Below are 25,121 nucleotides of genomic sequence, written 5' to 3'. Positions count from 1 at the left end.
CGGCCCCGTGTTCAAGGATGTTTCAGAAGAGTCTGTTGCCATGCCCGACAGTTTCTACTATCTGCTTCAGCAACTGCTCAACGGTCTGACCGTCGGCAGTACCTATGCACTGATCGCCATCGGTTACACCATGGTCTACGGCATCATAGGCATGATCAACTTCGCCCACGGCGAGGTATACATGATCGGCAGCTACATCGCCTTCATCGTGCTGGCTGCCCTGGCGTTACTGGGTATCGAATCCTTGCCCTTGCTGATCATCGCTGCGCTGGTAGTCAGCATGATCGTCACCAGTGCCTACGGCTACAGCATCGAACGAGTCGCCTATCGGCCCCTGCGCGGCGGTAACCGCCTGATCCCGCTGATTTCCGCCATCGGCATGTCGATCTTTCTGCAGAACCTGGTACGTCTGGCCCAGGGCTCGCGGGATATCGCCATGCCCAACCTGGTGCGCGGCGGTATCGACATAGGTCCGGCCACCGGCTTTCACGCCACCCTGTCCTACATGCAGATAATCATTTTCGTGGTGACCCTGATCAGCATGACGCTGCTGACCCTGTTCATCACCCGCTCGCGCATGGGCCGCGCCTGTCGCGCCTGTGCCGAAGACCTGAAGATGACCAACCTGCTGGGTATCAACACCAACAGCATCATCGCCCTTACCTTCATCATCGGTGCCGCCCTGGCCGCGGTAGCTGGCGTGCTGTTGGGTATGTACTACGGCGTAATCAACCCCTACATCGGCTTCATGGCCGGACTGAAAGCCTTCACTGCAGCCGTGCTCGGCGGTATCGGGAGCATTCCCGGGGCGGTGCTCGGCGGCCTGCTGCTGGGCGTGGCTGAGGCGATGACGGCAGGCTATTTCAGCGGCGAGTACAAAGACGTGGTGGCCTTCAGTCTGCTGATCCTGATTCTGCTGTTCCGCCCCAGCGGCATTCTCGGGCGCCCGGAGGTGGAAAAGGTATGATGCGCAATCTGAAACCGGCACTGATCTCTGCCGTGGTTGTGGTAGTGCTCAGCGGCTTGCTGATGGGTGTGCGACTGAACCAGCAGGGCATCAGCCTGGTGCTGACTGGTGCAGGGGCGGATGTGGCGTTGAAAATTGCTGGCGCTGCATTGTTCATTTTCCTGTTCAACCTGTTCCGCGACCAGCTGGCCGCGCTCTGGTCCCAGCTCCCCGCCCTGCCCCGCACTCCCGCCGCCTTCAGTATCCTGGCCGCGCGGCCGGCGGTACACAGGCTGACCTGGTGTTTTCTGATCGCCGCCGCCCTGGTCTGGCCGTTCTTCGGCAATCGCAGCAATATCGATATGGCGACTCTGGTGCTTATCTATGTGATGCTCGGGCTGGGGCTGAATATCGTGGTCGGTCTGGCCGGCCTTCTGGACCTGGGCTATGTCGGCTTCTACGCCGTGGGTGCTTATACCTACGCCCTGTTGGCAATGTATTTCGGCATTGGCTTCTGGACCGGGCTGGTCGCCGCGGGCGCGATGGCAGCGTTGTTCGGCTTTTTGCTGGGCTTTCCGGTGCTACGTCTGCGTGGCGATTATCTGGCCATCGTCACCCTGGGTTTTGGCGAAATCATCCGCATTCTGCTTAACAACCTCACCAGTCTGACCAACGGCCCCAACGGTATCGGCAGCATCCCCAAACCGGAGCTGTTCGGCTTGGAGTTCAGCCGCCGCGCCAGCGAAGGAATGCAGACCTTCCACGACTTCTTCGGTATCGAATTCAACTCGGTGCACCGGGTGATGTTCCTGTACTTTCTCGCCCTGTTACTGGTGCTGCTGACCCTGTTCGTCATCAACCGGCTGCTGAGGATGCCGGTGGGACGCGCCTGGGAAGCGATGCGCGAGGACGAGGTCGCCTGCCGCTCACTGGGCATCAATCCCACCGCGGTCAAGCTCAACGCCTTCACCATCGGCGCCACCTTCGCCGGTTTTGCCGGCTGCTTCTTCGCTGCGCGTCAGGGCTTCATCAGCCCCGAATCCTTCACCTTCATCGAGTCGGCGATCATTCTGGCGATTGTCGTACTCGGGGGCATGGGCTCCCAGCTGGGGGTGATTCTGGCCGCGATCATCATGACACTGTTGCCCGAAGTGGCGCGCCAGTTCGATGAGTACCGCATGTTGCTGTTCGGCCTGCTGATGGTGCTGATGATGATCTGGCGACCCCAGGGCCTGCTGCCGATGAAGCGTCCGCACATGGAGTTGCGCACATGAGCGCCGCCCCGTTACTGGATGTATCCGGCCTGTGCATGCGCTTCGGTGGTCTGCTGGCAGTGGATCAGGTAGCACTGCAGGTCGAGGAAGGCCAGATCGTCTCGCTGATCGGCCCCAATGGCGCCGGCAAGACCACCGTTTTCAACTGCCTGACCGGCTTCTACAAGCCGAGCGCCGGCAGCATCCGCTTTCATGGTGAAGAAGTCAGCGGCATGCCCGGCTTCAAACTGGCGCGCATGGGTATGGTGCGGACCTTCCAGCATGTGCGGCTGTTCAAGCAGATGAGCGTAGTGGAGAATCTGCTGGTAGCCCAACATCATCACATGAATACCAATATGCTCGCTGGCCTGCTGAAAACGCCGAGCTTTCGCCGCAGCGAAAAGGAAGCGCTGGACCGTGCCGCGCAATGGCTGGAGCGTACCGGTCTGCTGGAGTTTGCCAACCGTACCGCCGGCACCCTGGCCTACGGTCAACAGCGCCGCCTGGAAATCGCCCGCTGCATGGTCACTCAACCCCGGCTGCTGATGCTCGACGAGCCCGCCGCCGGCCTCAATCCACGGGAAACCGTCGACCTTCAGGCGTTGATCGCAGAGTTGCGCAGCGAGCATGGGCTGACCATTTTGCTGATCGAGCACGACATGAAACTGGTAATGGGTATTTCCGATCATGTGGTGGTGATCAATCAGGGCTGTCCGTTGGCGGCGGGAACACCTGAGCAGGTATGCCGTGATCCCGAGGTGATCAAAGCCTATCTGGGAGAGACCTGAACCATGCTGTCCTTCACCGACGTCAATACTTTCTACGGCAAGATCCAGGCACTGCACAACGTCAGTCTGGAGGTGCAACAGGGTGAAATCGTCACTCTCATCGGCGCCAACGGCGCAGGCAAGACCACGCTGCTGATGACCCTCTGTGGCGATCCGGCCCCGGTCAGCGGCAGCATCCGCTATCAGGATGACGAACTGGCCGGTATGGACACCTGCGATATCATGCGCCGGGATATAGCCATAGTACCGGAGGGGCGACGCGTGTTCGGCCGGTTGACGGTGGAAGAGAATCTGGCCATGGGCGCCTTCTTTCTGGAGCGTGATCAGGTTCAATCACAACTGGAAGCCGCCCTGGCCTTGTTTCCGCGTCTTAAGGAGCGCTATCAGCAACGCGCCGGCACCATGTCCGGTGGCGAACAGCAGATGCTCGCCATTGGCCGGGCATTGATGAGCCGGCCCCGATTATTGCTGCTGGATGAACCTTCATTGGGACTGGCACCCATCATCATTCAGCAGATTTTCGAGATCATTGAAGAGCTGCGCCGTCAGGGTGTGACCATCTTTCTGGTCGAACAGAACGCCAACCAGGCGCTGAAACTGGCCGACCGCGGCTATGTGATGGAGCACGGCCGCATTATCATGCAGGGCAGCGGCGAGGAATTGCTGGCCAATCCCCAGGTACGCGAAGCGTATCTGGGGGCCTGAACAGTCTCTATGCCAGGCTGTTCGCGGCCAAGCCTGCCCCACAAAGGCCTCTCTACTTACTGCTTGGCGCCTTGATACCCACAACCTCGCAGTCGTTGCCCATCACGCACCAAGGTAGCGCTCAGGTGATGATAATCGCCGGTGCTGCGCTCGATGCAGCCGGACGGGTATAGCCACAGTTCCAGTCCCTGATCATGCACGCCGCGAAACACCTGCACACCATCAGGCAGTTGCTCGCTGATGGTCGATAATTGCCGTCCGCTCTCCGCATCCTCGGTTGTCAATTGCATCCCCTGCGCAGTGATATCCACCCGCCAGGCCGGGTCGTAGCTGAAACCTACCCATTGACTCGCCTTGGCGCTGTTGTCCATGCAGCCACGCCCAGTGGACTGCAGACGATGGGTTTTCTGTACTATCCAGCGGCCATTTTCTTCCGTCACCACGAGTTCTGCGAACATCGACAACTGCCCCGGCTGGCTGACATTGTCGAACAGCTTTTCCAGTTCGGGAGTTGGTTGAAGCAAGCGGTCGTGCTCCTGACCACAGGGTCTGAATGTCCAATGATCGCCACGCTCCAGCAGCCCTGATACCCGCTGCTGGCCGGCAGATTTCTGCCCTACTGGCCAGAGCGACCAGGACGCACAACCGGTCAATGTCAAGGAGAAGAGCATGCCTGCCAATACCGGTAACCGGCCAAACCAAACTGCCATAATGTGAACCTCTTTGAAGAATCGGCCATAAACCGATGAATTGCTTGTGTTTGGTGATCACAATTCGACTATGCGGTGCTAATCTGTATGCACTTTCGAATTGACTACCCACTGTCTGGATAGAACATGAATATCATAAAAACGTTCGCCCTTGCGTCTCTGGTTTTCGTCACCGCCTGTTCCTCCAAGCAGGAAAGCGTACAGGCTCCGCCGGCACCCTCCTGGGCCGAATCGCGCATAGTCAATATCACCAGCATTGCCGAACAGCAAGGTTACGAGGTTGAACGCGAAGGTGAGCAGATCCGTTTGCTGATTCCGGTGGATGGCAATTTTCATCCCAAGCGTACCCTGCTCCTGCCTTCCGGCCTGGTACCGCTGAGCAAGATTGCCCAGGCTCTCAAGGTCGACAGCGCCAGCCAGCTGACAGTCACCGGCCACAGCGACAGCGATGGCAGTCATGAGTTGAACCAGAAGCTGAGCATGGAGCGGGCGCAAGCGGTGGCCAGTGTGTTGCGACTCGGCGGCATCGAGCGCCAGCGCATGCAGTTGCGCGCCATGGCCGACAACCAGCCCCGTGCGGATAATTCCACGTACACCGGCCGCAAGCTGAACCGCCGGGTCGAAATCATCCTTACCCCCTACCCCACCAGCATCGCGCTGGCGAAGTAATTCCGCGGATCAGGCCGGCATATTCCGGCCTGATCGCACACTACTCTCTTACTGCTCCCAAGGCTGACCCTTGGTACGCTCCACCCGCTGAACATGCACCTGCATCGCTGCCTTGGCCAACATGCTGGCGCTGGTGGGTGCCGTCATGAACAGAAACAGCGTGATCAGCAGTTCGTGCAACCCGACCTCCCCTTCCGCACTGAAATACAACACGGATGCCAGCACCAGCGAGCCAACACCCAGGGTAGTCGCCTTGGTCGGCCCATGCAGGCGCATGTAGAAATCAGGCAACTTGTACAGGCCGAATGAGCCAATCAGAGCAAACAGACTGCCAAGCAGCAACAAGGCAGCCACCAGCCATTCGATAGCGCTTTCCATGAGTGCTCCTTATTCGATGATATCGCCGTGCAATAGATATTTGGCTACTGCCACCGTTCCGACAAAGCCCATGACCGCGATCAGTAATGCCGCCTCAAAATACAGACTGGATCGCAACAACATGCCCATCAGCACGATCAGCGCAATGGCGTTGATATACAGGGTGTCCAGCGCCAGTACGCGGTCGGGCAGGTCCGGCCCTTTGAACAGGCGCAGCAGATTGAGCACCATCGCCACCGATATCATGCCCAGACAGATGATGATTACGTTCTGGAGCATTCGAATACCTCCATCAGCGGCTTCTCATAACGCTGTTTGATGGTATTGATCAGCTCCCGTTCATCAGGCACATCCAACCCATGTATCAACAGGCTGCGATGATCCTGGCTGACATCCGCCGACACTGTACCCGGGGTAAGTGAGACGGTGGTGGCCAACAGGCTGATACTGAACTCGTGGCGCAGATCAAGCGGATAGACAACGAAGGCTGGCTGCAACCGACGGCTGGGCCCGAGGATCAGTTTGGCCACCTCGAAATTGGCCATGAGAATATCGCTGAGCACGCGAAAACCAAACCCCATAAACACCAGCGGCCGGTGCACTCTGGGCGGGTCCGGCCAGAACAGGTGAGTCAGAATGGGGATCAGCAGGCCAAGCACTGCGCCCATGATCAATGAGCCTGCCGACACTCCATTCATCAGCAATTGCCAGACCACCAGCAACAGCAGACTGAGCCATGGGTGTGGGAACCAGGATTTTACGGTCATCAATGTCCACCTCCGCCAGCTGTGGGTTGGCTGTTCAGAACCTGTTGGGCATAGCTGGCAGGGTCCAGCAATTGCCTGGCTGTGGCATCCAGATAGTCGAGCATGGGATCCGCAAACACCACCAGCAGCGGTGAACACAACAGCAGCAATATCACCGACACCACACGTATGCCATCCAGCGGCTCTCCGCCGCTGGCGGCTGGGTCGGTCCGCCAGAACAGACTGCTGCCGGCGCGACTGCCGGCAATGATCACGATCAGACCACTACCCAGCAACAGTGGATAGAGCCAGGCCGCCTCCATACCGGTACCAGCAGAACGCAGCAGCAACAGCTTACCGAGGAAGCCGGACAGCGGCGGCAGCCCGATCACCGATATCGCCGCGACAAAGAACAGCCCACCCAGCAGCATCGGTTTTGGCAGGGCTGGCCCTGGAACCAGGCGGCTGACAAAGCGCGGGCCGCGGCAACGGGAAATAACACCTGCAAGCAGGAACAAGGCCCCGCAGATCCAGGTGGAATGCACCAGATAATAGAGACTGCCTACCAGAGCCTCATGACTCCCCAGGGAGAGTCCCGCCAGCAAGGTGCCGACCGAGACCACCAGCAGGTAAGCGACCAGACCATTGAGGGTACCGGCTGCCAGCGCGCCGATAGTCCCGAGCACCAGTGTCAGCAGCGCTACTGGCCATAACCAGGATTCGGCCAGATAGGCCAGTGGGCCGGCCGTCTCGCCGAAGATCTGCGTATAGACCCGCAGAATCGAATAGATACCGACCTTGGTCATGATGGCAAACAGCGCAGCCACCGGGGGCGTGGCCGCGGCATAGGCTCTCGGCAGCCAGAAATACAAGGGAAATACCGCCGCTTTGAGGCCGAAGACCACCAGCAACAACATGGCTGCTGCGCCCACCAGCGGCGCATCCTCTGCCGACAGCTGCGCAATACGCTGCGACAGGTCGGCCATGTTCAGCGTGCCGACGACACCGTACAGAGTGCCTACCGCGATCAGAAACAGCGCCGAGCCAAACAGATTGAGCAGGACGTAGTGGATCCCTGAACGCACGCGAGCCGATCCATTGCCATGCAGCAGCAAGGCATAGGAGGCGATGAGCAGAATCTCGAAGAACACGAACAGGTTGAACAGATCTCCAGTCAGGAACGCACCGTTGATACCCATCAACTGGAACTGGAACAACGCATGGAAGTTCGGGCCAAGGTGGTCATCGCCGCGGATGGCGTAGATTACGGCCGCCGTCGCCAGTATTGCGGTGACCATCAGCAGCAGTGCTGACAAATGATCCACCACCAGCACGATACCGAACGGCGGCATCCAGTTACCGGCAGCATAGACCTGCAGCCCGTCGCCTGCCTGCCCCATCAGCATGAGCGCGAGCGGGATCTGCAGCAACGTCGCCAACAGGCACAGCAGGCGTTTGAACCCTTCGCCGCGCCGACCACTCAGCAACAACAGTGCACCCGTGAACATGGGCAGAAGAATCGGCAGAATTGGCAAATGACCCATCAAGACTTTCTCCGTCCATCGACATGGTCACTTTCCAACTCGCCCTGCCCGCGCAACGCGAGTACCAGAGCAAAGGCGGTCATGGCAAAGCCGATCACGATCGCCGTCAACACCAGCGCCTGCGGCAACGGATCGGCATATTCAGCTGCTTCAGCCAGCACCGCCGGCTTACCGGTATGCAACCGGCCCATGGCAAACAGGAACAGGTTGACCGCATAACTGATCAAGGTCAGCCCCACTACCACCGGAAAGGTACGTGCCCGTAACAGCAGATAGACTCCGGACATGGTCAACACACCCAGCGTGAGGGCATACAGCAGCTCCATTATTGCGGCTCCCTGACAGCAGTGATTGAGAGTTTGCCCAGATTGGAAAGGATCAACAGGGTAGCTCCAACCACGGTCAGATAGACCCCCAGATCGAACAGCATCGCCGTAGCCAGTTCGATTTCACCCACCAGAGGTATGGCAAAATGATCGAAGGCACTGGTCAGGAATGGATAGCCGAACAGCCAACTGCCCACGCCGGTAAGACCTGCAATGACAACACCGGCACCCGCCAGATGATGGTAATCGATGCCCCAGCGTGCACGAGTCCAGGCATTGCCGCTGGCGATATATTGCAGAATCAGAGCCACGGCTGTAATCAGGCCGGCAATGAAACCGCCACCCGGCAGGTTGTGACCACGCAGGAAGATGTACATCGACACCATCAATGCCAGCGGCAGGATGAGCCGCGAGAGATTCACCAGCATGAAGGGATGCGTGTCCTGCGCCCAGACGCGTTCGGCAGTATCCGTTACCGGCCTGCTGAGGCGTAGCCCCTTGATCAGCGCGTAGATTGCCGCACCTGCGATCGCCAGCACCGTGATCTCGCCCATGGTATCGAAGCCACGGAAATCCACCAATATCACGTTCACCACATTGGTGCCGCCGCCCCCGGTCAGACTGTTGGCCAGGAAGAAGCCGGCAATACTGTCATAAGGGCGCGTCAGTACCGCCAGACATAGCACGGTCACCAGAGCCCCAGTCAGTCCGGCAATCAGCAGATCGCGACCACGACCCCATGTCGATGACTCCACTGGCGTGGTACGTGGTAGGAAAAATAGCGCCAACATCATCAGAATGATGGTGACAGACTCAACGGACAGCTGAGTCAGCGCCAGATCCGGTGCAGAGAACCGGGCAAAGGCCAGCGCCACAAACAACCCCACCACGCTGAGCATGACCAGGGAAACCAACCGCCGCCGATGCCAGATCGCCGTCGCGGCGGCCGCCGCCATCAGCAGCAGCGCGCAGGTCAGCGTAGCACCGTCCACCTGCGTCATCGGCACCGTGCCGCGCAGCGACGGCAACTGCAGCAGCCAATAGCCGCTCACCAAGAGTGCCGATAGCAGCATCCACAGCAGATAGCGCTGCAGCGACACAGCCTCGATACGCAGGATAAACCCCGCAGCCAGGTTTACCAGACGCTGGATAAAGCGCTCGAAGGTATTCTTCGCATCCAGCTGTGGCAGATGCACGTACCAACCCAATAGTTGACGTCGACCAAAGTAGATCATCACACCCAGCATCAATGCCACAAAACTCATGGCTAACGGCAGATTGAAGCCGTGCCAGATGGCGAGACTGTATTCCGGCAGATCTCCACCCAAGGTCGCACTGGCGGCTACCGCCAGCAGCGCAGCCACTGTAAAGCCCGGCAGCAAGCCCACCAGCAGACACAGCCCGACCAGGATCTCCACCGGAATCTTCATGTAGCGGCTCGGCTCATGCGGTGGAAATTTCGGCAGGTTCACCGGTTTGCCGTTGAAAAACACGTCATGAATGAAACGCAGCGAATAGGCCACCGAAAACAGGCCGGCCAACACCGCAACCAGGGGCACTATCCAACTGTAGTTACCGAACTGGTGTTGTTGAAGTGTCTCGGTAAAGAACATTTCCTTGCTGAGGAAGCCATTGAGCAGTGGAACACCGGCCATCGCAGATGCCGCCACCATCGCCAGCGTTGCAGTATGCGGCATGTATTTCCACAAGCCATTGATCCGGCGCATGTCCCGGGTACCGGTCTCGTGATCAATGATCCCCGCGGCCATGAACAGCGAGGCCTTGAACGTCGCGTGATTGATGATGTGGAACACGGCGGCGACCGCAGCCAGTTGCGTATCCAACCCGAATAACAGGGTAATCAGGCCCAGATGACTGATGGTCGAATAGGCCAGCAGCCCCTTGAGGTCATGCTGGAACAGCGCGGTGCAGGCGCCCAACAGCAAGGTGGCCATGCCCGTGACACTGACCAGAAAGAACCACAGATCGGTATCTGACAGCGCCGGATACAGCCGCGCCAGCAGAAATACCCCGGCCTTGACCATGGTTGCCGAATGCAGATACGCCGATACCGGCGTTGGCGCCGCCATGGCATGGGGCAGCCAGAAATGGAATGGAAATTGCGCGGATTTGGTGAACACACCCAGCAGCACCAATACCAGAATCACCGGATACAGGGCATGTTCGCGAATCCCATCGCCCGAGGCGAGCACCACGCTGAGTTCGTAACTGCCGACCACCTGACCCAGCAGCAGAACCCCCGCCAGCAATGCCAGGCCGCCGCCACCGGTGATCACCAGAGCCATACGCGCACCTTTGCGCGCGTCCGAGGAGTGCGACCAATAGCCGATCAGCAGGAAGGACGACAGACTGGTCAGCTCCCAGAAGAACATCATCAGCAAAAGGTTTTCCGACAGCACCACACCCAGCATGGCAGCCATGAACAACAACAGGAAGGAGAAGAAGCGGCCCATTGGATCGTTCTTCGACAAATAATAGCGGGCGTAGATGATAACCAGAATGCCGATACCGAGAATCAGCAGGGCAAACAGAAAGCTGAGGCCATCCAGTCGAAAACTGATGTTCAGCCCGAGCCGTTCAATCCACGACCAGCTTTGCACCACCACCCCACCGTCGAACACAGTGGGGGCTTGGCTCCACAGCAGAACCAACCCCAGTACCGGGGCCAGCATGGTCGCCAAGGCACACAGGGAACGGCCTTTTCTATCCGCCAACAGAGGCAGGAAAACACATATCAAAGGCAGTAAGACAATCAGTGCCAAGGTCATTCAGTTCAGACTCCACGTTTTAGCTACTCTCCCCTCACGGGCAGGGCGACCATTATCCACAGTGAGCGCAGCGGGGCTACGAAAAAGCTTTACAAATTAATAGCGGGAATCGAGATAAAGGCCAGCTTTCGCATGGGAAAACGCAGGCCAACCGCCACGATAGCGTGGCGGTTGGCTTATTTGAAGTTAAAACAATGCGCCGAATTTTAACTGACCGGCAAGCGGGCCGGGACCGGCCCGCCATGAAAATGACTATTTGCTGACCCGGGATGTTCCGTTGACCGTCAGCACTCTGACTCTCTCGCCGGGGGCAAAAGACATGTTCGGATCAACTTCCTGTACGTAGGCCCGCGTCTGGCCGCCATCCTCGCGTACGGTAATCTCGATACCCTGATTGCGAGTGATGCCTTCTTCGGCGGCTGCACCGGCCATGCCGCCTGCTACCGCACCCAGCACACCGGTAATGATGCTGCCGCGTCCACCGCCGATAGAGCTGCCGGCCACACCGCCGACCACCGCACCAGCGCCGGTGCCGATGTTGGTTTTGGTGCCCTCGATCTGTACCAGCCGCACCGATTCAACGGTACCCATGCGTACGGTCTGCGGCGCGCGCGCCTCGTCCCGACTGTAGGTCTCGCCGGTCAACCCGGAAGCACAGCCGCCTAACACCAGCATTGCACCAAGCAGGCAGCTTTTGAGAATTCGCGTGTTCATGATGTCGCTCCTATGTGTATGCAGTAAAACCTTACGGCCCCTGGTTGTCTGCGGTCAGCATCTGTGTAATTGGACCCGAGCAGCGGAAGAATGTTGCGTGGCTCCTTTTATCGGGTTTTCCGGGCAATGGATCGAGCTCCGCTGATGTTTGCTCTAGAATGCGCACCGATTATCAACCTACTCAACGTTCCAGCCAGAATAACAACTATACCCCCAAGGTCACGAGTACCGAATCTATCCGGAGAAAGTTGCATGCCCATTTTGCAGGCCGCGTGGATCTATTATCTGAACAATGGCGCATTTGTGCTCAATTGCCTGGCGTTATTCTATGGCCTCAGCGGCAGCTGGTTGATCATCGCCACGCAGCTACGTATTGCCCGTGCCGCCAGCCTGGCAGCAGACACCACCGGCTCGTTGACGCTAGGCAGCAACACCGTCAACCATCGCGCCAACCGGATGTTCATGCTGGTCGGCGGAGTATGCCTGGGGCTTGCCTTATTGCTGACGCTCGCTGCCCGCCTGTTCTGACACCAACTGCCGGCTGGCTACCGGGTTGGCATATTGGCGTAGCCACCAAACCCGCTGATCTGGCGGGCAGGCTGCCAGACGTTCGGCAAACCGCGTCTCTTCCGCTGCCAGCATGGATGCTTCGAACTGGTTGCGCCAGCCGCTGATATCGACCTCCGGCTGCTCCGACAACAATTGCTCCATCGCCAGGTAATTACTCGGATAAAGGCGATACAGCCCAAGGATCTGCCGATCCGCCTCCGCCGCCACACTTCTGGCGTCTAGATGTTCGCCGGTCAGGGGCTTGCCGAAGGCGATATGCACCCGCCCCTTGTAACCGGTCAGGCCCATGGCAATGGAGCGGTCGTCCTCCCCCGGCTGTTTGCTGTAATCACCGGTACGCTCCCGCTGCTCCAATTCCCGTGCTTTCATCTGGTCACAGGGGTCCCATTCATAGGCGATGGATACCGGGACGATATTCAACGAGCGCACCACATCGGCAAAGGTTTCGCCCTTGCGGCTCATGCACAGCATCTTGATGATCGCCGTGTCGGTGCGGTCACAGCCGTCCTTGGCCCGGCCTTCGGCCTGGGCGATCCACACCGAATGCCCGCTCAGAATCGAGTGATTGATGTAGGCGGAGAGAGTTTGATAGACCGCGAGTTTCTCCCGCCGACCAGCAACCGAACGATGCACGATAAAACACTTGTTCAGGCGCATCAGGTCGCTGACGAACGGTCGCTGCAGCAGGTTGTCACCGATCGCAATGCGCGGCGTGGGATGCCCACCGTGATACAGCGCGTAGTTGACGAACGCCGGATCCATGGCGATATCCCGATGATTGGCCAGAAACAGATGCGGCTGGGTCTTGCTGAGGTGCTCCAGCCCGCTGTAGGTAACGGTCAGCGCACTGCGCTCGATCACCTTGTCCAGCCAGGGTTCGAGGCGATGCTGCAGTGCATCGACGGTATCGATAGCCCGCACCTCGCGGCGCAATCCGGCTGCGATCATTGTCGACGCCACCCCCGGCAGCCAGCGGCTGAGCCGTGGAAAGCGATAACCGGCCAGCATCCGCAGCAATTCCTCGTCCCGCAGCAAGCGCTGCAGAACCTCAGATACCTCAACATCTCCATAGGGCCGGATGGCATCAAACTCGCCCATGCATTCCTCATTACCTTGGGTGGAAACCGCGCATTATGCGGCGCCGCGATTCGACTCACAATTACCCAGTGGCTGTTTCGTCGAATTGATGGACGGGCTAGACTCTCAGGCTGCTGCCCATATTGCCCCTTTCCAGGAGAACGCCCATGCCATTGTTGGATGAATGCACCCGCAATTGCCCGCATTGTGGCGAGCCGATCAGGCTGCTGGTCGACCTCAGTGGCGGCTCGCAAAGCTATGTAGAAGACTGCTCGGTATGTTGCCAACCGATATTGATTCACTTATGGGTCGATGCTGATCTGGATAGCTACCAACTGGACCTGCGCCGCGAGGACGACCCGCTGTGAGCGGCCGCCTCGCCCAGTTCAGCGCGCCGCTGGCAGAGATGCCGGAAGACTGGACGCCCAACTGGAATGTCTGCCCCGGTAACCGACTGCTGATCCTGCGCAAGCTGGACAAGCAACTCGAATGCAGTCAGGTGCTGTGGAACCTGACACCAGGCTGGCTGCGCGATCTCAGCCGCGCGCCCTTCTCGGCACAGGCCGAATTCCTGCATGACAAGCCCATGTTCCGCGAACCGCTGGTGCAACGGCGCTGCCTGATTCCGGTGGACGGTTTCTATGTCTGGCAGCAGCAGGGCCAGCGCAAGCAGCCCTGGTATCTGAGGCAGCAGAATGGCGGCGTCGCACTGGCCGGACTATGGGATCGCTACGCCTTGGATGATGGCACCTACTGGGACAGCTGCGCGCTGATCACTGCCCCCGCCAAGGGCCTCCCGGCACGCCTGGGCGCACGCATGCCCGTCACTCTGAACAGAGCCGAACAGGCCATCTGGCTGGCTGATGCCACCGCGCCCAGCGCCCTGCAACCGCTGCTGCTGAATGCCGACTCCCAGGTACAGTTGATGTATCCGGTCAACCCGGCAGTCAGCAGCCCTGCCACCCAGGGCCCGCATTGCTGCAACCCGACAGGGCACGCCGTCAGGCTCGATTAACCGCTCTCATCAAACATCTCCCCCGGACACTCACGCCTGCAGGAGTGCCAACCCGGCGCGACGCTCGCCGACAGGCCAGCCAAGGCCGCTACAAAAGCTTCCAGTTACACCTTGAACTGATTGATCAACCGCCGCTGGTGCTCAGCCAGCTTGGTCAGGCCGGCACTGGCCTTGGAAGCGTCACCGGCGCCTTCGGCCACCGAGTTGGCAACCTCGCCGATAGTGCTGACGTTGCGATTGATATCCTCGGCCACCGCGCTCTGCTGTTCCGCCGCGCTGGCTATCTGGATGTTCATGTCATTGATCACCGACACCGCCTGGGTAATCGAGGTGAGCGCTGCGTCGGCCTCTTCCGCCTGCAGGACACTTTCCACGGTGCGGTTGCGGCTCTGTTCCATGACGGTAACCGTCTGCCGGGTACCGGCCTGCAGCTGCTCGATCATCCGCTGAATCTCTTCAGTGGAATTCTGCGTCTTCAAGGCCAGGTTTCGTACCTCATCCGCCACCACCGCAAAACCGCGACCGTGATCGCCGGCACGTGCTGCTTCAATGGCCGCGTTCAGCGCCAGCAGATTGGTCTGCTCGGCAATCCCGCGAATGGTTTCCAGGATCGAGCTGATGTTCTCACTGTCACGGGCAAGGGCCTGTACGGTTTCAGCAGCACGTTCAATATCCGCCGCCAGGCTCTGGATGGTTTCGGCCGTGTCCTGCACCACCTTACGCCCGTGGCTGGCCGAGCCCTGAGCATTGCCGGCGGCCTCCGCGGCCAGTCCGGCATTACGTGCGACATCCTGGGCCGTCGCGGTCATCTCGGTGACGGCTGTTGCTACCAGCTCGATCTCGCCGAGCTGGGTCTGCACGCCATCATTGGTGCGCATGGCGATATCCGCCGTGTTCTCGGCGGCATCAGTCACCTGCTGCACCGAGCCCACCACCTCTCGCATCATGCCCTGCAGCTTGTCGAGAAAAGCATTGAAGCCGCGGGCAATATCACCGAACTCATCAGCGCGATTGATCTCCAGCCGCTGGGTAAGATCGCCTTCGCCCTGAGCGACCTCGTCAAGCATGGTCGCCAGGCGACGCGCGGGGCGGGCCAGACTGTAGCCGACCAACAGCATAACGCCCAAGCCAATCAACACGATCAACGCACCTATGACTGCCAGGGTCACGGCGACGCTCGACTGGTTCTGCACCAACTCGTCTTCCAGTGCTTGCAGTTCCGCCATCACCACATCCAACGGCAGGCTGATCAATAATGCCCAGCGGGTGCCGGAGTTACCCAGCGGTACCGGCATCCACAGCTCGATCTCGTTATTGGCGCGATCCACCTCATAAATGGGTTGATCGGCCAGCCGCTTCAAATTTGCCATTTCAGCGGTATCCAGCACCTGCTCGGCATGCTGGCCGAGCGCAGTTCCGTTACCCGTCCAGGCCACCAGTCGATCGTTGGTACTGATCAGCGCCTGATGCCCCAGGCCGTCGTACAGGCGGCTATTGCTTTGTTCAAGCATGGACTGCAGAAAGTCCAGCGACAGGTCCGCACCGACAATCCCCAGAAACTCACCATTGAGCATGATCGGGGCAGTAAAGGATGACAGCATCACAGTACGATCGCCCACGTCATAAGGAGCCGGATCGATCACGCAGGGCCCTTGGGTATCCCGTGGGCAGAAATAATACTCACCGGCACGAATACCATTATCCAGCAGTGTCTCGTCATTCAGCTCCGTAAGCAGATCAAGCGCTATCGACCCATCCGCTTCGCGATACCAGTAGGGGATGAATTGCCCACTCTGGCTATGCCCAGGCCTTCCGGTTCCTGCATAGAGATCGTCGAGCCCGTCAAATGCGCCCGCCTCCCAGGCTACATAAGCTGCCAGCAGCTCGGGTTGATCCTCCAGCACCTTGTATACATAGCGCAGCATCTCCTCACGGCTGATCATTACCGCCGGCAGACCATCCTGTACGTCCGCCACCTGGCGGTTGAGCAGGGCCAGTTGCTCATTCACGGCAAACGGCTGCTCCAGTTGCTGACGGATTCGCAGCATCTCGGCACTGGCTACTGCTTCCAGCTTGCTGCGCACATGCTGCTCCAGTATCTGCTCACTGCGCTCGACAACCATGCTCTGGTTGCGATCAAAAGCGACCAGCGCGTACAAGGTCATACCGCCTACGGCGACGAACAGACAGGCGCCTGCAAGCGCCGCGATGGAAAACTGTATGGATTTGAATTTCATGGGGGGCTCATTAAAACCGTCTTGAATACTTTATCGGCGGGGGTGGTCAAACCTTCAGCAATGATCTGCTATTGTGCACAGCGTCCATTACTCAAACATCACGGTAGGAAAATCCGTCATGCGTATCCGTCCCTTACTCTGCTGCCTCCCGTTCCTGCTGCTCGCCAGTTGCGAAAGCGTTCAAACTACCCAGGGCGGAGCTGTCGGCGTCGACCGCAGCCAGTACATGTTCAGCGCATTATCGAGCACCGATGTCGACCAGATGGCGGCCGAGTCCTATAACGAGATGCTTGCCGAAGCGAAAAGCAAGAATCTGCTGAACACCAACGCAGCAATGCTCAAGCGCTTGCGCACCATCGCCGACAGGCTGGTGAAAGAGGTGGATCACTTCCGTTCCGATGCCCGTACCTGGAACTGGGAAGTCAACCTGATCAAAAGCGATGAACTGAATGCCAGCTGCATGCCCGGTGGCAAAATCCTCTTCTATACCGGCATCGTCGACAAGCTGAAGCTGAGCGACGATGAGATTGCACAGATTATGGGCCATGAGATTGCTCACGCCTTGCGAGAACACGGCCGCGAGGCAATTTCCCGCGCCTATACCACACAGATGGGTACTCAGGTCATCGGCTCTCTGCTGGGTCTGGGTGAAGGCACACGCCAGGCAGCCGACATGGCGGTGCAATATGGTCTGACCCTGCCGAACAGCCGCTCCAACGAAACCGAAGCCGACCTTATCGGTCTGGAGCTGGCCGCTCGTGCGGGCTACCAGCCCGACGCGGCGGTGACCCTGTGGCAGAAGATGGCAGGCGCTTCCCAGGGCGAGCCGCCTGCTTTCATGAGCACACACCCGAACTCCTCAGGGCGTATTCAAAATTTGCAGCACAATATTCCGAAGGTGCGTCCGCTGTATGATGCGGCAAAGTAGCCTCTAAGACATAAGTCTAATCCGAAGGCTCAAACACTTGATTTCCTGATTATTTCGCCTATGTTACAGCGGTTGAAAAACCCCGCCCTCTGGGCAAGCCTGAGATGTGCACTCGAGGAAGACCATAATGAAAAAAACCCTGATCGCCAGTAGCGTAGCCGCTGCTCTGCTGGCTCTACCAACATTGTCTGTTGCTCAAAGCGCCGGATTTGTCGAAGACGCCAAGGCCACCCTGGGCCTGCGCAACCTGTATTTCAATGGTGATACTCGTGAAGGTGGCGCTCCCAGAGATGAAGAATGGGGCCAAGGCTTCATGCTAAAATTCAACTCCGGCTACACCCAGGGCCCCATTGGCTTTGGGCTGGACGTATTCGCCCGCTCCGGCATCCGTCTGGATTCCGGTAGCCGCGCCGGCAAGGGCGACACCAGCCGCCAGCCCGGTACCATGTTCCCACTGGAAGATGACGGCAGCGCTGTTAGCGAATTCAGCCAGATCGATTTCGCCGCCAAGGCCAAGGTTTCCGAAACCGAGCTAAAAATCGGTCGCGGTCTGGAGCCTTCCCTGCCAGTAGTGAGCCGCAACGACGGTCGCCTGCTGCCACAGACCTACAGCGGTGCGATGCTGACCTCCAATGAAATCGACAACCTGACCCTGCGTGTCGGTCAGTTCGACGAGGCCAGCGGTCGTAACTCCACGTCCCACGAAGGATTGCTGCTGGGCGGCGGCAGCCAGCGGGTTAACAAATTCCAGTATGCTGGCGGTGATGCCCAACTGGGTGACAACCTGGTGGCCAGCTATTATTTTGGTCAGCTCAAGGACTACTATAAGCAGCATTATCTGGGCGCCGTACATACTCTGGATCTCGGCGCGGGCAAGCTGATCACCGATCTGCGTTATTTCGACAGCAACTCAACTGGCGCCAACGGTAGCGATGGCGATTACGCAGCCAAGGGTGTAAACAACAACGGCGAAGTGGACAACCGCGCCATGAGCGCCATGTTCACCTATAAGCTGAGCAAGCACGCGCTGGGTCTGGGTTATCAGAAAATGAGCGGCGACAGTGACTTCGCCTATCTGAACAACGGTGGCGGTGCCACCGCCTATCTGATCACCGACTCGCAGATCAACAAATTCGAGCGTGCCGGCGAGAAGACCTGGGTTGGTCAGTACAGCTACGACTTCGCCGATCTGGCACCCGGTCTGAAGTTCTCCGCCAAGTACCTGCGCGGCAGCGATTTCGATACTCGAGCCAACGAGCGGGACAAGGAATGGGAACGCAACCTGCGCCTGGACTACACCGTTCAGCAGGGTTTCCTGAAAGACCTGGGTGTTTCCCTGCGTCACGCCAGCCTGCGTACGGGTTCCAATCAAGCTGATCAGGACCAGGTTCGCGTCTACCTGACCTACAACTTCGCTCTGCTCTAAGCACCATCGGATGTCCCGGCGCGCCGGGGCATCCTTTCCCTCCAATCATCCGCACTTTCAACTGTCTGCTGTGGTCTGTAGTCTGAGCACAGGCGTATTTCCTGCTCGCCTTTATGATCCCCAGGAGCGACCATGGCCAGACAATTCCATAGTTTCGAAAAGAAATTCAGTGAACGCGGCTTATGGAGCAAGCTGTCCCGTTACGCCAAGACCGCTGGCAAAGAGGTAGTGGAGAAAGTACTTTGGCTGTATTACGCAGCTCAGAACCCACAGACACCGCGCTGGGCCAAGACCGCTATCTATGGCGCTCTGGGTTATTTCATCTTTCCGCTTGATGCCATTCCCGACTTCGCCCCCATGCTCGGCTACACGGACGACCTCGGCGTACTGCTGGCCGCCCTGGCAACCGTTTCGGCGTATATAACAGATGACGTCAAAGCCCAGGCGAGCCTCAGAATAGAGCAATGGTTTGGCTCAAAGGCGCCCTGAAGAAACCGCCCTCTTCGCTCCTCCCCGAGCGCCCCGCCAGTTCAAGCTGATCGAGATCCATCTCGACCAGTCGGGTAACGAATTAGAAGCGGAAAACCGCAGCAACTCCTGCCTCGGTGGGCATCACGCCGGGGGACACGACCACCACTTCTGCGCCATTGCGCAGAGCCTGCGGTATCAGTTGATCCAGCACATCGGCACCATTGTCAGTGCTGCCCTCCTCGGCCGGATATAGATCCACCGCCCCAGTGTTGCTGTTGACCACACCGGGCACCTTGCGCCCCGACTCTACCAGCAGCAGAGACACCCGTCCGGCAACCGCGCCCTGACCAATCTCGTTCAGATCCTGGCAGGTCAGACCGGTGCCCTGAGCTGCGCCGTAACGCTCGAGCAAGCCATCCAGCCAGGCATTGTAGCGCCGGGTCATGATCTCATCGCAGTGCTGACGCAGCGTGGCAACATCCAGCAGCGCGGGATCCAGCGCAACTCCTTCTGCCAACAGCTGTTGATTATGGCTGAGCGCGCGGAAAGCGGCCTGATTGCGTGGCAATGCCGCCAGGATCAAGGGAATACTCCGCGAATGGTGCTCAATGATCGACTTGTCCACAGCGCGAAAATACCGTTCGCGATCAATATCGATTTCAGCCTGTTTGCCGCCGCCCCCGGCTTCATGCATGGTCATGCCGCCGGCTTTTTCCGCCGCATTGCTGTGCCCACCCGGCTGGCCGGATTGATCCTTTGGTGTCAGCTCCGTCCCCAGTGCCTGTTCCAGATTACGCGGCACCGCCTCATGCAGCTCCACCTCCTCCAGCGAATCCTGATTACCCTCGAATAACCGCACCTTATCCCGCGTCAAACTCAGTAACTGGAAATGGCCGTCCGTCTGGCTGATACGCAACAGCGGCTGCAGATAGGGCTGACGGTCCACCCGCACCTGCTCGGGCACCGACTGCTGCAGTACAAAGACGCGGAACTCATTCCCGCTGGCCAATACGGCAAGCCCGCCACGCGGCTTGTTCCACAGGCTCGCATCGTTCAGCAGTGCCTCGAACTGTTGCAGCGATTGCCGGGTCTGTGCGTTCGCATCGTCACCCAACTGCTCACTCAACTGGCGCAAGAGATTCTTGTAACGAACCGGATTCTGTTCCCTGTCCGGAAAGCTGCGCTCCATCGGCATGTATAGCGAGAGGCAGGTCTGGCCCTCCCATTTCAACAGATCTGTCAGGGCGGATTGGCTGATGTGCTTATGCATGGCAGTGACCTCGTGATTTCAACTGGCTCTAGATTACGACGAGGTTGACTGCTGCGAGTTCAGACAGACCGACGGCCTGCCAATACACCCCGGCCAATAGTTTCTCCACCCTGCCATAGCCGCCATTCCCCAGGTGCATAGGCGTGCCAATGCTCGTTACTGGTCAAGGGCTCGGTAGCAATCACGGTCACTACATCATTCGGCGTGGTGTGCTCCTGGAAGTCCACCGCCATCTCCACATCCCGCAGATGGGCCGGGCCGAAAGGCGCACGACGGGTGATCCACGCCAGCTTGGTGGTACACAGAGTGAAAAGCCATTCGCCATTGCTCAACAACATATTACACACGCCGCGCGCCGCATATTCGGCACAGGCTTCAGTCAACGAGGCCAGTATCTGCGCTTGACTCGGCTGCTCAGCGAAGCGGCTGCGCAGGCGATTGAGCAGGTCACAGAAAATAGCTTCGCTGTCCGTATTGCCAACTGGCTGGAAAGGCCCCGGACCGGCACTGAAATCATTGATCTGACCGTTATGGGCAAAGGTCCAGTACTGGCCCCACAGCTCGCGGGTAAACGGATGGGTATTGGACAGACTGACCCGGCCGACGTTGGCCTGACGGATATGGCAGATCACATTCTCCGATTTGATCGGATAGCTCTCGATCAGCTGCGCGACAGCCGAACTGTGGCACGGCGCCGGGTCGTGAAAACAGCGCACACCCTTGCCTTCGTAAAATGCCACACCCCAGCCATCGCAATGTGGCCCGGTCCTGCCGCCACGCTGCATCAACCCGGAAAAACTGAAGCAGATATCCGTCGGGACATTAGCGCTCATACCCATCAATTCACACATTCAGTTACTCCGTCCGCAGTTCGATGGCACATCAACACGTTAAACTTGTCTTGTCTGAGGGTCTGTTGCCGTTTCATCGCCAGGGTAACCATATGAGTTTTCTACGCAAACCTCTCTGTTCCGCGCTACTGACTGGCCTGGTGTAACCTCTTCGTCCTACGTTGAGGAGCTCAACTGACCGACTGGCGCCGGGACATTCAACAACACCCGGAACTGGGCGAGCAGGAAACCCGCACCGCCATGCTGATGACCTCCGCCGAGGTGCCAGCTGGGGTACCAAATTGATGCTGGAAGACGGCCTATTCGATTCGATCAAGCCCGTTGCCATCTTCGCCATTCACTGATGCCCGGCCCCTCAGGTGAGCTGGCGCACTGGGGTCACTACCGCGGCCAGCGACATGCTGAACGTCAGCGTCACCGGCTGTCAAGGCCACGGCGGTATGCCATGGAATACCATCGACCCCATCGTCGCTTCTGCCCAGATATCCATCGAGCCGATGTACAGCACCACCATCAAAAACCAAGGTAAAGCCGGCCTGACACAGCCGGCTCCATTCATTCATTCCCAGAAGAGTTGAAAAGTTCCCCGAACAGAGCCAGAATCTGCGCGGGTTTGTCAGTTGACTATAAAAACAACCGGCCAACCAAAACACATCGCAACTTACATTTTGGAATCTGTCTTCTCAACAAGTTGTCGCCAACTCTGACGTCACAGGCGTTTGTTGAAGTGTTTCCGTAGAAAATCTGTGTCCCACTGGCGGACGCAGTGACGGAGCTTCTGATGAAAATAACCAAACCGACTCTGCTTGCGAGCCTGATAAGCTCGATCCTGGCAAGCGGCGTGCTGCATGCGGCTACTACTCTCGATATGGCCATCGTCATTGACGAATCCGGCTCCATGTCCGGCGAGCACAACGCCTTCATCGGCACCTATGTGCGCAACCTCGACAGCATGCTCAAAGACCAGAACGTCACGCTGAACCAATATGGCCTGGTCGGCTTCGGCGGTGCCACCTACACGTCACCGTCAGCCAGCGAAGCAGGTCGCGAGGACGGCGCGGATTTCTATCGCCACTTCAACCTGTCTCTGGATCCTGACAACGTCTGGGGCACAGCCGATGAGTTCCATGCCATCACATCGGAACTGGTGACTACCGGTGGGACAGAAGATGGCTACCGGGCCATTGACTATACCTTCCGCAATTTCGACTTCCGCCCGACCGCCGGTTCTTCCATCATGTTGATCACCGATGAAGACCGCGACAATGATCGTACCAATCTCGATACTTCACACCTGCCCAGCGGCATGACCGAAATCGACAAGGCCTATGTCCAGGCCCAACTGGCGCAATACAACACCGTGGTGCACGCCGTGGTCAGCCAGCGCTTTACGGATCTCGACGGCAACCCGGCAATAGCCATCGTCGGCGCCGATCCGGCGACCGGCTACGCCTATGTCAAGGACGCCTCGGGCGTAATCACCAAGGTGCAGGGCTACATACTTCAATCAGCCGACGGCACTACCCAAGCCGACTATACCGAACTGGCGCTGGCCAGCGGCGGGACCGCGATGGACATCGACGGTCTGCGCAGCGTCTATACCGATGCCGATGCCCTGGCTGCCCTGAGCGGTGAACTGGCCAAGCTGGTAGCAGATATTTCTGCCGGACAGACGCCAGTAGTGGGTATCGATTGTAACGCCGCCAGCGGCGTCGCAGCCCAGATCTGCGGCGCTATTGCCGCGTCCAACAACACCGGTCTGCAGCAGATCGGCCAACAGATCAGCAAACCCGAGCAATATCGTCAGCTCAGTCAATACCAGGTCAGCCAGATGCTGCGCACCGCAGCGGCCAATAGCCGTCAGGTACGGCGAGTAGTGCTGGATCGACTGTCAGACCTGCGGCGCACCGGTATGGCCAGCAATGACATCCATCTGATGAACTACAGCAATGCCAACGTCAATCTATCGCCGGACATGGTCGAGTCCATGCGCACCGCCCGCGGCGGCGCTGCTTCCGGAGACCAGGGTGACGTGGGTTACTTCATCCGTGGTATCTACACCCGTGGCGATTACGACAACACCTCGGCAGCACTGGGCTATGACAGCACGACTTATACCCTGGTGGCCGGTGTCGACCGTTATCTCAGTGACGCACTGCAACTTGGTGTGGCTCTGAACTACTCCACCACCGATTCGGATTTCTCCGGCGTACGCGGCGGCACCGACGCCGACACCTGGGGCGCCATTCTCTACGGCTCTCTGGAAATGGCTCCCGAACTACACCTTGAAGGTAACCTGAGCTACAGCCGTGCCGATTTCGATACCAGTCGCGACAGCGGATTTGGCATGCTTGACGGCGATACCGAAGGCGATATCTGGAACCTGTCCGTCGGCCTCATCAAGTCGATGCAGGTACGCAATCTGGCAGTCCAGCCATTCGCCTACCTGCACTATACGGATGTGGAAATCGACGGTTTCACCGAACAGGGCGGCGCGGCCGCGCTGCGGGTCGGCAGCAGCGATATCCAGTCCCTGGTGTCGGAGCTCGGCTTCAGTACGGCGGTCCAGTTCTCCGACAGCCTGACGGGTGATCTGCGCCTGGCGTGGGAACATGAGTTCGAAGATGACGGCACCTCGGTGCGTACCGCCTTTGTCGCAGCCCCGGGCAACGTGTTCGACAGCCGCACGCCCTCGCAATCCTCGGACTATGGTCGCATCGGCCTGGGTCTGACCAAGGACATGGGTATCAACCGCAGTCTGGCTCTGCGGGCAGAGACTCTGGTGGGCCACAATAACTACGACGAGCATTCCTTTGAAGTACGTTTCCGTCAGAACTTCTGATCTGAAAGGCTCTGCCGTCGATGCAACCTGACCGCAGAGGTTTAACCGGGCCGGCAGTGACCCTGCCGGCCCGCCTGTTATTCAGCTGTCTGCTGGTCCTACTGGCGACCGCCTGTACCTCGCTCAATCAACGTCTTGACGGGACGGCCAGGCAAGCAGGCCTGGTAGCCCTCACTCTTCCCGGCGGGAATCATGCATTGCACTCCTTCGAACGTCAGACAGCCGGACGGCATGCTCTGGTATTCATCGAAGGCGACGGCCGCCCATGGCGCGCTGGCGGACGGATCGTTTCTGCAGACCCGACACCCGCCAACCCACAGGCGCTCAAGTGGCTGCAACAGACTTCCGGACCAGCGCTGTATCTGGGCCGCCCCTGTTATGGCAATGCAGCACTGCCCGCTTGCCACCCCACGCTGTGGACCTACTCACGCTATTCGCCAGTGATAATCGACAGCATGGCTCTCGGCCTGAAGCACTGGCTCGACCAGCATCCCGATATCGAATCGGTAACCCTTGCAGGTTATTCCGGAGGTGGCGTTCTGGCACTTTTACTGGGCGAGCGGGATCTACCGGTCAGCCGGGTGATCGCCCTCTCCAGCCCCCTCGATATCCATCTCTGGGCGGATCAACACGGCTATGGCCGCCTGTTCAACTCAGTCAATCCGGCAGAGATTGATTCCTGGCGCGCGGACCGCGAGCGGCATTTCTACTTCGGCGCACAAGATGCAAAGGTTCCACCCCAGCTATTCGCCGAGGCGGTTCGGGATATTCCCGGCGCACGACTGCATATTATCGAGGGCATCGGGCATCAATGTTGCTCTCCCGCTATCTGGCTGTCGCCAACCACACCATGACGCAGTCCAGCC

The 25,121-nt window shown here is 58.8% G+C and carries 26 protein-coding genes; 14 read left to right on the top strand and 12 right to left on the bottom strand.

Annotation, left to right across the window (positions count from 1 at the left end):
- The first annotated feature begins 40 nt into the window (after window positions 1–40).
- Genes livH through BLU11_RS03750 form a run of 4 tightly spaced genes read left to right on the top strand, consistent with a single transcriptional unit; the run spans window position 41 to window position 3,692 of the window.
- Window positions 41–967 carry a high-affinity branched-chain amino acid ABC transporter permease LivH gene (livH, locus tag BLU11_RS03765; protein ID WP_090272110.1) on the top strand — a complete coding sequence of 309 codons (927 nt, stop codon included), beginning with the start codon at window positions 41–43 and terminating at the stop codon, window positions 965–967.
- Window positions 964–2,220 carry a high-affinity branched-chain amino acid ABC transporter permease LivM gene (locus BLU11_RS03760; protein WP_090272109.1) on the top strand — a complete coding sequence of 419 codons (1,257 nt, stop codon included), beginning with the start codon at window positions 964–966 and terminating at the stop codon, window positions 2,218–2,220. Before livH ends, BLU11_RS03760 begins: the two co-directional genes overlap by 4 nt.
- Window positions 2,217–2,987 (top strand): high-affinity branched-chain amino acid ABC transporter ATP-binding protein LivG, encoded by a 771-nt coding sequence (gene livG / locus BLU11_RS03755; protein ID WP_090272108.1) that lies wholly within the window; start codon window positions 2,217–2,219, stop codon window positions 2,985–2,987. Before BLU11_RS03760 ends, livG begins: the two co-directional genes overlap by 4 nt.
- Window positions 2,988–2,990: 3 nt before the next feature.
- Window positions 2,991–3,692: an ABC transporter ATP-binding protein gene (locus BLU11_RS03750; RefSeq protein ID WP_090272107.1), complete on the top strand. Its 702-nt coding sequence runs from the start codon at window positions 2,991–2,993 to the stop codon at window positions 3,690–3,692.
- A 56-nt stretch (window positions 3,693–3,748) separates the two neighbouring features.
- Here the strand turns inward: BLU11_RS03750 and BLU11_RS03745 are convergent, their stop codons facing one another.
- A complete protein-coding gene (locus tag BLU11_RS03745; protein WP_090272106.1) occupies window positions 3,749–4,402 on the bottom strand; it encodes a hypothetical protein in 654 nt (217 codons plus the stop codon).
- A gap of 126 nt (window positions 4,403–4,528) precedes the next feature.
- Between BLU11_RS03745 and BLU11_RS03740 the strand changes: the two genes are divergently transcribed.
- A complete protein-coding gene (locus BLU11_RS03740) occupies window positions 4,529–5,071 on the top strand; it encodes an OmpA family protein (RefSeq protein ID WP_090272105.1) in 543 nt (180 codons plus the stop codon).
- 48 nt (window positions 5,072–5,119) lie between these two features.
- Here BLU11_RS03740 and BLU11_RS03735 read toward each other — a convergent pair whose 3' ends face one another.
- The 7 genes from BLU11_RS03735 to BLU11_RS03705 all read right to left on the bottom strand — a co-directional run bounded on the left by BLU11_RS03735 (window position 5,120) and on the right by BLU11_RS03705 (window position 11,556).
- Window positions 5,120–5,449, bottom strand: coding sequence for a Na+/H+ antiporter subunit G (locus BLU11_RS03735; RefSeq protein ID WP_090272104.1), 330 nt, complete (start codon window positions 5,447–5,449; stop codon window positions 5,120–5,122).
- 9 nt (window positions 5,450–5,458) lie between these two features.
- Window positions 5,459–5,728 carry a K+/H+ antiporter subunit F gene (locus BLU11_RS03730; RefSeq protein WP_090272103.1) on the bottom strand — a complete coding sequence of 90 codons (270 nt, stop codon included), beginning with the start codon at window positions 5,726–5,728 and terminating at the stop codon, window positions 5,459–5,461.
- Entirely contained in the window at window positions 5,713–6,216 is a 504-nt protein-coding gene (locus BLU11_RS03725) for a Na+/H+ antiporter subunit E (RefSeq protein WP_197674255.1), read from the bottom strand. Before BLU11_RS03725 ends, BLU11_RS03730 begins: the two co-directional genes overlap by 16 nt.
- Window positions 6,216–7,739, bottom strand: coding sequence for a monovalent cation/H+ antiporter subunit D (locus tag BLU11_RS03720; RefSeq protein WP_090272101.1), 1,524 nt, complete (start codon window positions 7,737–7,739; stop codon window positions 6,216–6,218). The genes BLU11_RS03725 and BLU11_RS03720 overlap by 1 nt, the downstream gene beginning before the upstream one ends.
- Entirely contained in the window at window positions 7,739–8,065 is a 327-nt protein-coding gene (locus BLU11_RS03715) for a Na+/H+ antiporter subunit C (RefSeq protein ID WP_090272100.1), read from the bottom strand. The genes BLU11_RS03720 and BLU11_RS03715 overlap by 1 nt, the downstream gene beginning before the upstream one ends.
- Window positions 8,065–10,854: a monovalent cation/H+ antiporter subunit A gene (locus BLU11_RS03710; RefSeq protein WP_090272099.1), complete on the bottom strand. Its 2,790-nt coding sequence runs from the start codon at window positions 10,852–10,854 to the stop codon at window positions 8,065–8,067. The genes BLU11_RS03715 and BLU11_RS03710 overlap by 1 nt, the downstream gene beginning before the upstream one ends.
- 252 nt (window positions 10,855–11,106) lie before the next feature.
- Window positions 11,107–11,556, bottom strand: coding sequence for an outer membrane lipoprotein (locus BLU11_RS03705; RefSeq protein ID WP_407920244.1), 450 nt, complete (start codon window positions 11,554–11,556; stop codon window positions 11,107–11,109).
- Between the two features lie 264 nt (window positions 11,557–11,820).
- Between BLU11_RS03705 and BLU11_RS03700 the strand changes: the two genes are divergently transcribed.
- Window positions 11,821–12,096, top strand: coding sequence for a hypothetical protein (locus BLU11_RS03700; protein WP_090272097.1), 276 nt, complete (start codon window positions 11,821–11,823; stop codon window positions 12,094–12,096).
- Here the strand turns inward: BLU11_RS03700 and BLU11_RS03695 are convergent.
- Window positions 12,064–13,236, bottom strand: coding sequence for a 1-acyl-sn-glycerol-3-phosphate acyltransferase (locus BLU11_RS03695; RefSeq protein ID WP_090272096.1), 1,173 nt, complete (start codon window positions 13,234–13,236; stop codon window positions 12,064–12,066). The genes BLU11_RS03700 and BLU11_RS03695 overlap by 33 nt on opposite strands.
- Before the next feature lie 146 nt (window positions 13,237–13,382).
- On the opposite strand from BLU11_RS03695, the gene BLU11_RS03690 reads away from it, so the two are divergent.
- Window positions 13,383–13,583 carry a CPXCG motif-containing cysteine-rich protein gene (locus BLU11_RS03690; RefSeq protein WP_090272095.1) on the top strand — a complete coding sequence of 67 codons (201 nt, stop codon included), beginning with the start codon at window positions 13,383–13,385 and terminating at the stop codon, window positions 13,581–13,583.
- The gene (locus tag BLU11_RS03685; RefSeq protein WP_090272094.1) at window positions 13,580–14,230 is read left to right on the top strand and encodes an SOS response-associated peptidase; all 651 of its coding nucleotides are present in this window, start codon (window positions 13,580–13,582) and stop codon (window positions 14,228–14,230) included. Before BLU11_RS03690 ends, BLU11_RS03685 begins: the two co-directional genes overlap by 4 nt.
- A gap of 104 nt (window positions 14,231–14,334) precedes the next feature.
- Here the strand turns inward: BLU11_RS03685 and BLU11_RS03680 are convergent, their stop codons facing one another.
- Window positions 14,335–16,467, bottom strand: a complete 2,133-nt coding sequence (locus BLU11_RS03680) for a methyl-accepting chemotaxis protein (protein WP_090272093.1) — start codon at window positions 16,465–16,467, stop codon at window positions 14,335–14,337.
- Window positions 16,468–16,585: 118 nt separating this feature from the next.
- Here BLU11_RS03680 and BLU11_RS03675 point away from each other — a divergent pair, with 118 nt between their 5' ends.
- The 3 genes from BLU11_RS03675 to BLU11_RS03665 all read left to right on the top strand — a co-directional run bounded on the left by BLU11_RS03675 (window position 16,586) and on the right by BLU11_RS03665 (window position 19,310).
- Window positions 16,586–17,395 carry a M48 family metallopeptidase gene (locus tag BLU11_RS03675; protein WP_090272092.1) on the top strand — a complete coding sequence of 270 codons (810 nt, stop codon included), beginning with the start codon at window positions 16,586–16,588 and terminating at the stop codon, window positions 17,393–17,395.
- A 127-nt stretch (window positions 17,396–17,522) separates the two neighbouring features.
- Window positions 17,523–18,821, top strand: a complete 1,299-nt coding sequence (locus tag BLU11_RS03670) for an OprD family porin (protein ID WP_090272091.1) — start codon at window positions 17,523–17,525, stop codon at window positions 18,819–18,821.
- Between the two features lie 132 nt (window positions 18,822–18,953).
- Entirely contained in the window at window positions 18,954–19,310 is a 357-nt protein-coding gene (locus tag BLU11_RS03665) for a YkvA family protein (protein WP_090272090.1), read from the top strand.
- Between the two features lie 82 nt (window positions 19,311–19,392).
- Here BLU11_RS03665 and BLU11_RS03660 read toward each other — a convergent pair whose 3' ends face one another.
- Both BLU11_RS03660 and BLU11_RS03655 read right to left on the bottom strand, forming a co-directional pair.
- The gene (locus BLU11_RS03660; RefSeq protein WP_090272089.1) at window positions 19,393–20,562 is read right to left on the bottom strand and encodes a baeRF3 domain-containing protein; all 1,170 of its coding nucleotides are present in this window, start codon (window positions 20,560–20,562) and stop codon (window positions 19,393–19,395) included.
- 59 nt (window positions 20,563–20,621) lie between these two features.
- Entirely contained in the window at window positions 20,622–21,413 is a 792-nt protein-coding gene (locus BLU11_RS03655) for a class II glutamine amidotransferase (protein WP_090272088.1), read from the bottom strand.
- Between the two features lie 359 nt (window positions 21,414–21,772).
- Here BLU11_RS03655 and BLU11_RS03650 point away from each other — a divergent pair, with 359 nt between their 5' ends.
- The 3 genes from BLU11_RS03650 (at window position 21,773) to BLU11_RS03640 (ending at window position 25,109) form a co-directional block, all read left to right on the top strand.
- Window positions 21,773–21,991: a hypothetical protein gene (locus tag BLU11_RS03650; RefSeq protein WP_157718539.1), complete on the top strand. Its 219-nt coding sequence runs from the start codon at window positions 21,773–21,775 to the stop codon at window positions 21,989–21,991.
- Window positions 21,992–22,194: 203 nt separating this feature from the next.
- Window positions 22,195–24,255 (top strand): autotransporter family protein, encoded by a 2,061-nt coding sequence (locus BLU11_RS03645; protein ID WP_090272086.1) that lies wholly within the window; start codon window positions 22,195–22,197, stop codon window positions 24,253–24,255.
- A gap of 20 nt (window positions 24,256–24,275) precedes the next feature.
- On the top strand, window positions 24,276–25,109 hold the full coding sequence (locus BLU11_RS03640) for an alpha/beta fold hydrolase (protein WP_090272085.1): 834 nt from the start codon (window positions 24,276–24,278) through the stop codon (window positions 25,107–25,109).
- The last annotated feature ends 12 nt before the right edge of the window (window positions 25,110–25,121 follow it).

The organism is Halopseudomonas litoralis (assembly GCF_900105005.1).
In the GTDB taxonomy this organism is placed as follows: Bacteria; Pseudomonadota; Gammaproteobacteria; order Pseudomonadales; family Pseudomonadaceae; genus Halopseudomonas; species Halopseudomonas litoralis.
The sequence above is the reverse complement of the archived record's forward strand: the minus strand, read 5'-3'. Positions and strand labels throughout refer to the sequence as shown.

Bases quoted from the DNA above. Each gene is read 5' to 3' on its own strand.
- BLU11_RS03655 (WP_090272088.1), bottom strand. From the start codon at position 21,413: ATGTGTGAATTGATGGGTATGAGCGCTAATGTCCCGACGGATATCTGC.
- livG (WP_090272108.1), top strand. From the start codon at position 2,217: ATGAGCGCCGCCCCGTTACTGGATGTATCCGGCCTGTGCATGCGCTTC.
- BLU11_RS03675 (WP_090272092.1), top strand. From the start codon at position 16,586: ATGCGTATCCGTCCCTTACTCTGCTGCCTCCCGTTCCTGCTGCTCGCC.
- BLU11_RS03725 (WP_197674255.1), bottom strand. From the start codon at position 6,216: ATGACCGTAAAATCCTGGTTCCCACACCCATGGCTCAGTCTGCTGTTG.
- BLU11_RS03750 (WP_090272107.1), top strand. From the start codon at position 2,991: ATGCTGTCCTTCACCGACGTCAATACTTTCTACGGCAAGATCCAGGCA.
- BLU11_RS03735 (WP_090272104.1), bottom strand. From the start codon at position 5,449: ATGGAAAGCGCTATCGAATGGCTGGTGGCTGCCTTGTTGCTGCTTGGC.
- BLU11_RS03730 (WP_090272103.1), bottom strand. From the start codon at position 5,728: ATGCTCCAGAACGTAATCATCATCTGTCTGGGCATGATATCGGTGGCG.
- livH (WP_090272110.1), top strand. From the start codon at position 41: ATGCCCGACAGTTTCTACTATCTGCTTCAGCAACTGCTCAACGGTCTG.
- BLU11_RS03665 (WP_090272090.1), top strand. From the start codon at position 18,954: ATGGCCAGACAATTCCATAGTTTCGAAAAGAAATTCAGTGAACGCGGC.
- BLU11_RS03745 (WP_090272106.1), bottom strand. From the start codon at position 4,402: ATGGCAGTTTGGTTTGGCCGGTTACCGGTATTGGCAGGCATGCTCTTC.
- BLU11_RS03760 (WP_090272109.1), top strand. From the start codon at position 964: ATGATGCGCAATCTGAAACCGGCACTGATCTCTGCCGTGGTTGTGGTA.
- BLU11_RS03660 (WP_090272089.1), bottom strand. From the start codon at position 20,562: ATGCATAAGCACATCAGCCAATCCGCCCTGACAGATCTGTTGAAATGG.
- BLU11_RS03720 (WP_090272101.1), bottom strand. From the start codon at position 7,739: ATGGGTCATTTGCCAATTCTGCCGATTCTTCTGCCCATGTTCACGGGT.
- BLU11_RS03695 (WP_090272096.1), bottom strand. From the start codon at position 13,236: ATGGGCGAGTTTGATGCCATCCGGCCCTATGGAGATGTTGAGGTATCT.
- BLU11_RS03700 (WP_090272097.1), top strand. From the start codon at position 11,821: ATGCCCATTTTGCAGGCCGCGTGGATCTATTATCTGAACAATGGCGCA.
- BLU11_RS03715 (WP_090272100.1), bottom strand. From the start codon at position 8,065: ATGGAGCTGCTGTATGCCCTCACGCTGGGTGTGTTGACCATGTCCGGA.
- BLU11_RS03640 (WP_090272085.1), top strand. From the start codon at position 24,276: ATGCAACCTGACCGCAGAGGTTTAACCGGGCCGGCAGTGACCCTGCCG.
- BLU11_RS03680 (WP_090272093.1), bottom strand. From the start codon at position 16,467: ATGAAATTCAAATCCATACAGTTTTCCATCGCGGCGCTTGCAGGCGCC.
- BLU11_RS03740 (WP_090272105.1), top strand. From the start codon at position 4,529: ATGAATATCATAAAAACGTTCGCCCTTGCGTCTCTGGTTTTCGTCACC.
- BLU11_RS03670 (WP_090272091.1), top strand. From the start codon at position 17,523: ATGAAAAAAACCCTGATCGCCAGTAGCGTAGCCGCTGCTCTGCTGGCT.
- BLU11_RS03645 (WP_090272086.1), top strand. From the start codon at position 22,195: ATGAAAATAACCAAACCGACTCTGCTTGCGAGCCTGATAAGCTCGATC.
- BLU11_RS03690 (WP_090272095.1), top strand. From the start codon at position 13,383: ATGCCATTGTTGGATGAATGCACCCGCAATTGCCCGCATTGTGGCGAG.
- BLU11_RS03710 (WP_090272099.1), bottom strand. From the start codon at position 10,854: ATGACCTTGGCACTGATTGTCTTACTGCCTTTGATATGTGTTTTCCTG.